This is a genomic window from Cytophagales bacterium, assembly GCA_019456305.1.
In the GTDB taxonomy this organism is placed as follows: Bacteria; Bacteroidota; Bacteroidia; order Cytophagales; family VRUD01; genus VRUD01.
The window spans coordinates 1-4,901 of record VRUD01000137.1; the positions used below are offsets into that span (position 1 = coordinate 1).

The 4,901-nt window shown below is 37.5% G+C and carries 5 protein-coding genes; 4 read left to right on the top strand and 1 reads right to left on the bottom strand.

The window, feature by feature from the left end:
* Nucleotides 1-1,008, bottom strand: a 1,008-nt coding sequence (locus tag FVQ77_17210; GenBank protein MBW8052042.1) for a carotenoid 1,2-hydratase, incomplete at its 3' end; no start/stop codon positions are given.
* Between the two features lie 347 nt (nucleotides 1,009-1,355).
* Here FVQ77_17210 and FVQ77_17215 point away from each other — a divergent pair.
* The 4 genes from FVQ77_17215 to FVQ77_17230 all read left to right on the top strand — a co-directional run.
* Nucleotides 1,356-2,762: an aldehyde dehydrogenase gene (locus tag FVQ77_17215; protein ID MBW8052043.1), complete on the top strand. Its 1,407-nt coding sequence runs from the start codon at nucleotides 1,356-1,358 to the stop codon at nucleotides 2,760-2,762.
* 209 nt (nucleotides 2,763-2,971) lie between these two features.
* Nucleotides 2,972-3,379 (top strand): DUF4783 domain-containing protein, encoded by a 408-nt coding sequence (locus FVQ77_17220; GenBank protein ID MBW8052044.1) that lies wholly within the window; start codon nucleotides 2,972-2,974, stop codon nucleotides 3,377-3,379.
* Nucleotides 3,380-3,672: 293 nt separating this feature from the next.
* Nucleotides 3,673-4,578: a carboxylating nicotinate-nucleotide diphosphorylase gene (nadC, locus tag FVQ77_17225; GenBank protein MBW8052045.1), complete on the top strand. Its 906-nt coding sequence runs from the start codon at nucleotides 3,673-3,675 to the stop codon at nucleotides 4,576-4,578.
* A gap of 41 nt (nucleotides 4,579-4,619) precedes the next feature.
* A partial coding sequence (locus FVQ77_17230) for a hypothetical protein (GenBank protein MBW8052046.1) occupies nucleotides 4,620-4,901 on the top strand: 282 nt, incomplete at its 3' end.

Genomic DNA, 4,901 nt, shown 5'->3' on the forward strand with positions numbered 1-4,901 from the left:
GCCTTCATAAAAACGAAAAGGCAGGAAAACTTCCTGGTCTGAAAAGTTGGTGGTGATCGTCAGGTCAATATTTGCGTAAGTAAAATGCCACTCTTGCGAATAACATCGCTGGTTATCAGGCATCCAGGCATATTTCTGACGCGTAAGGGTAAAATTTGAAGTGGTTATAGAAGTTGAGTCGTTGATGTAGATAGAGCAAAACCTGTATGTTGGCGTATCAGGGATCTGGTCTTGTGCATTGAAAAGATTCCATACGTTCAGGTCCATGCCATTGGAAAGCTGGTAGCTGAACCATTCCCAAACTGTTGTCCCCAATTGCGGGTTCATTTCTCCCCACTGCCGGTCAATCCAGGCAGTGCCTGTCACAGGTTCGGTGAAACCTACAAGTGTGAGTGTTCCTTCAACTGTAAGCTTTGTTTGTGAATAGTAGTACGAACTGTCTGTTTCAGCCAGATAAACAAAACCATCATCACCCACCATCAACGGACGTTTGACCATGTCGTAAACCAAATCTATATCTCCATCTGGCGAATGGGCAGACAAATGATATTCAAATGGTATGAGAACACCGGCGCTATCCTGAAGTGTAACCCACTCTTCGGAAGTTATACCAACCATTGCTTGTATATCCAAATGATCTTGTGCCAGCACATAAGTACAGGGCTGCATATTCTGAAAGAATTCGCCTGTTGTCTCATTTGCAATATTAAAGATGCGGAACCCGTCAAATGGAAATACCGGAAAGTAAAAATAGGTAAGCATGAAACTATATGCTGTACCGGTAGAATCTCCGGTTAGATGTGCAGTTGTGTACCACCATTCTGCAGATACACCCGGATGCCATCCTTCATCCTGGGGAAACCAGATAACACTCCCCGGCTCGTGGTAGGGATAGGTTTTCCAGCTTTGAGCATGACAGTTGACAGTAGATAGTAGACAGTTGGCAATTAGAAATAGTGCTACTATTGAAGTAATTACCTGGTTTTTGATTTTTCTATTATTTTTCATGATTGATAAGTTTAGAGTTGAGGATTTAAGATTTTAGCTTTAAAAAGAGGAACAGGAAATTAAGCTAATTAAATGATGAAATACAAAATTAAATAAAAAAAAACAAATATAACCTAAAAATCTAAATTAAAAAGAAAGAAAAGTGATGTAAATGTTATGATTTATGCTTAATTTAGTTGCCGTAAAAGTAAAAAATTAATAACAATAGGGTCAACCAGCACCCAGTAACCAGCACCCAGTAACTGATAATTTGATGCATGATGTTAATAATGATTACAATTTAAGTTGTTTTTTTTAATTTAGATTTTTAGGTTATATTTGTCAAAAACAAATTACACCTTCACCAAATGCAAACAACCGATATACAAATTGAGCCGGACATTGGAAAAGCTGTTCAATTTCAACGACATTTTTTTAATTCAGGAAAGACCCTCTCTGTTGACTTCAGGATAGATCAGCTAATAAAACTACGTAAATGCATCGTTGATCATGAAAAACTTATTCTGGATGCTTTAAACAAAGATTTGAACAAATCTTCATTTGAAGCTTATGCTACAGAAGTTGGTTTTACGTTGAGTGAAATAGATTTTACAATAAAAAAAATAAAAAAATGGGCAAAACCCAGGAAGGTACACACGCCATTTTTACATGCCATTGCATCCAGCCGTATTTATCCTGAACCTTATGGTATATGCCTGATCATTGCTCCATGGAACTATCCGTTTCAATTAATTATGACGCCCTTGATTGGCGCTATGGCAGCGGGTAATTGCTGCATTCTGAAACCTTCAGAGCTTGCAGAGAATACCGCTGCAGTAGTGAGTAAAATTGTTTCCGAAAACTTTGAACCCGAATATATTAAAGTGATAGAAGGCGGGATTGAAACTTCACAGGAACTCCTGGAACAAAAATTTGATTATATCTTTTTTACAGGCAGCACAGATGTAGGCAGGATAGTTTACCAGGCAGCGGCTAAGCACTTAACACCCGTAACGCTTGAATTAGGGGGTAAAAGCCCCTGTATTATTGACCAGGATATACATCTTGAATATGCTGCCAAAAGAATAGCCTGGGGTAAATTCATTAACGCAGGGCAAACCTGCGTAGCGCCTGACTATCTTCTGATCCATAAAAACATTAAAGAGCGGTTTATTACGGAATTTAAAACACAGGTTGAATCATTCTACGGTAAACAGCCTGCAGAATGCAGCTATTATCCTAAAATAATTAACCGGAATCATTTTAACAGGTTAATTGATTACCTGCAGAACGGCAATGTCATTTTCGGAGGTGAAAATGATGCTGAAAAATTGTACTTAGCTCCTACTTTGCTGGAAGGGGTATCAGAAAACGACAAAGTGATGAGGGAAGAGATCTTTGGCCCGATCCTGCCTGTCATTACTTATGATGATCTGGAAGAAGCGATCCAAATAGCGAAAAAAAACCCCAACCCCCTGTCGCTCTATGTGTTTTCTAAAAATAAAAAGGTGGTTAACAAAGTATTGGACAGCATCCCGGCAGGCGGGGGATGTGTAAATGACACCCTTATACATTTAGGAACCCCATACCTGCCTTTTGGTGGAACTGGCAGTAGCGGGATAGGCGCCTACCATGGTAAAAGCAGCTTTGATACCTTTTCCCACATGAAGGGATTCTTGCATAGATCAAACTTGATAGACCTGGATATCAGGTATGCTCCTTATAAAGATGATAAAATGCCTGCGTTGAAATGGCTTATGAAGAAATTTCTGTAAAATGGCATAGTTTTAGCTTGTAAAATCAATGAGTTTAACTACTTAATATCAAATGGCTATCCGTAATCATACCTGTTTTTTTCACCGCAAAGTCGCCAAGACGCAAAGTTTTAAAAAAATTAACCTTTGCGTCTCTGCGTCTTTGCGGTTAGGTATAAAAGCGGATAGTCATTTAATATCAATATGACAAATAACTAAATTTACGAACTATGCAGTTATTATTCAATTACAAAACACTGCTTTTTATTCCATTCTTGCTGTTATTATCATACCGTACAATAAGCGCTCAAAGCAGTCTTATTGAAAATGCTAAAACTGCCTTGAAAACGGGTAGTTCCAAAGCATTAGCCGGTTACTTAAATGAAATGATAGAGCTCAGTATCAATGGAGATAAATCAAGCTACAGCAAGACCCAGGCAGAATTTGTTTTAAAAGATTTTTTTAAAAAATATCCTCCAACAGATTTTGATTACATTCACCAGGGTTCATCAAAAGAAGGCCTGAAGTATACTATTGGTAAATATAAATATTCAGGCGGTTCTTTTCGCGTGTATATGCTTATTAAGCAATTTAAGGGCAAATATCTTATAGATACGCTGAATTTTGATAAAGAATAATGAGTCCACTCCAAAAAGTCAATTTTCGCCACAAAAGCACAAAAACACAAAATCCCACAAAAGTTATTTGATTGATTTTCAATGTTTTGTGGGATTTAGTGCTTTGGTGTTTTAGTGGCATTTTTTCTTTTTTAACACGTTCACTTCGTTCAGTGCATGCTTTTTGGAGTGGACTCAATAATTAAAAGAAAACAAAATTATTCAAGTTAAGAAGATTGCCCATAGAAAGGAAGTTTATGAATAAAACAATGACTAGAAGCCCCAAATTACCGGGGCTTTTTTATTTTTGTGCCGTGAATCTCAAATATCTTACAGATGACCGCATCAATAAGTTTATTGATCTTGCACTGGAAGAAGACATAGGAAAAGTAGAGACGTTGCATGCAACGTCTCTACTTTACGGAGATCATTCCTCTCTTGCTTCAGTTCCTGAAAACGCCATCAATAAAGCGCAGCTTCTTATCAAAGATAAAGGCATATTAGCGGGGGCGGAGCTTGCAAACAATATCTTTACCAGAGTTGACCGTTCATTAAATGTAGAAACATTTATTAATGATGGGGAAAATATTAAATCTGGTGATATTGCATTTAATGTTGCCGGTAATGCCCGGTCTATTTTAAAAGCAGAAAGACTTGTATTGAATTGTATGCAGCGGATGAGCGGAATTGCTACTTATACCAATAAATTAAAACAACTAATATCAAATGCTGTAGGACGGGGGCATACCCCAGCCCTGCAAGATACACGCAAAACCACCCCCAACTTTAGAATGATGGAAAAATGGGCAGTAGCTATTGGCGGAGGCGTCAATCACAGGTTGGGTTTATATGATATGATCTTACTAAAAGACAATCATATAGATTATGCAGGAGGCATCAGAAACGCTATTGAAGCAACGCAAAAGTATCTTAAAAAAAATGAATTAAAATTAAAAATAGAAATAGAAACACGTAATATTGCAGAAGTAAATGAAGTCCTGAAAATTGGAGGGGTAGATAGGATCATGCTTGACAATATGCCCGTTGAGGAGATGAAAAAAGCAGTTAAGCTGATCAATAACCGTTTTGAAATAGAAGCATCCGGAGGCATAACTGAAAAAAATATTGCAGAGGTAGCCAAGTGCGGGGTTGATTATATTTCAGTGGGAGCTTTGACGCATTCTGCAAAAAATTTGGACATGAGTTTGAAGGCATTCTAACCCGATACGAATAATAAAATGCTAATATATAAATTAGTATTATGATAGTAAGAACCAAAAAGTACCAGCTAAAAACAGGCACTTATGTAAGAGTAGCCTTAGTAACATTATTAAAAAGGCAATGGTGGCTGACAATAGCCCCGATAGCCATTGCATCAGCCACTTTCTTTTTCCCTAATACGATATGGTTTTATATTTCAGCGCTTTTAGTAGTTATTTTGTACGTCTTATTTTGGCTGATCCAGTTTTTCGGAGTTACGCAGGTAGAACAAAATAAAATATTGTTTGAAAGGATCGGTTATGAAATTGACCCCAGGTATGTG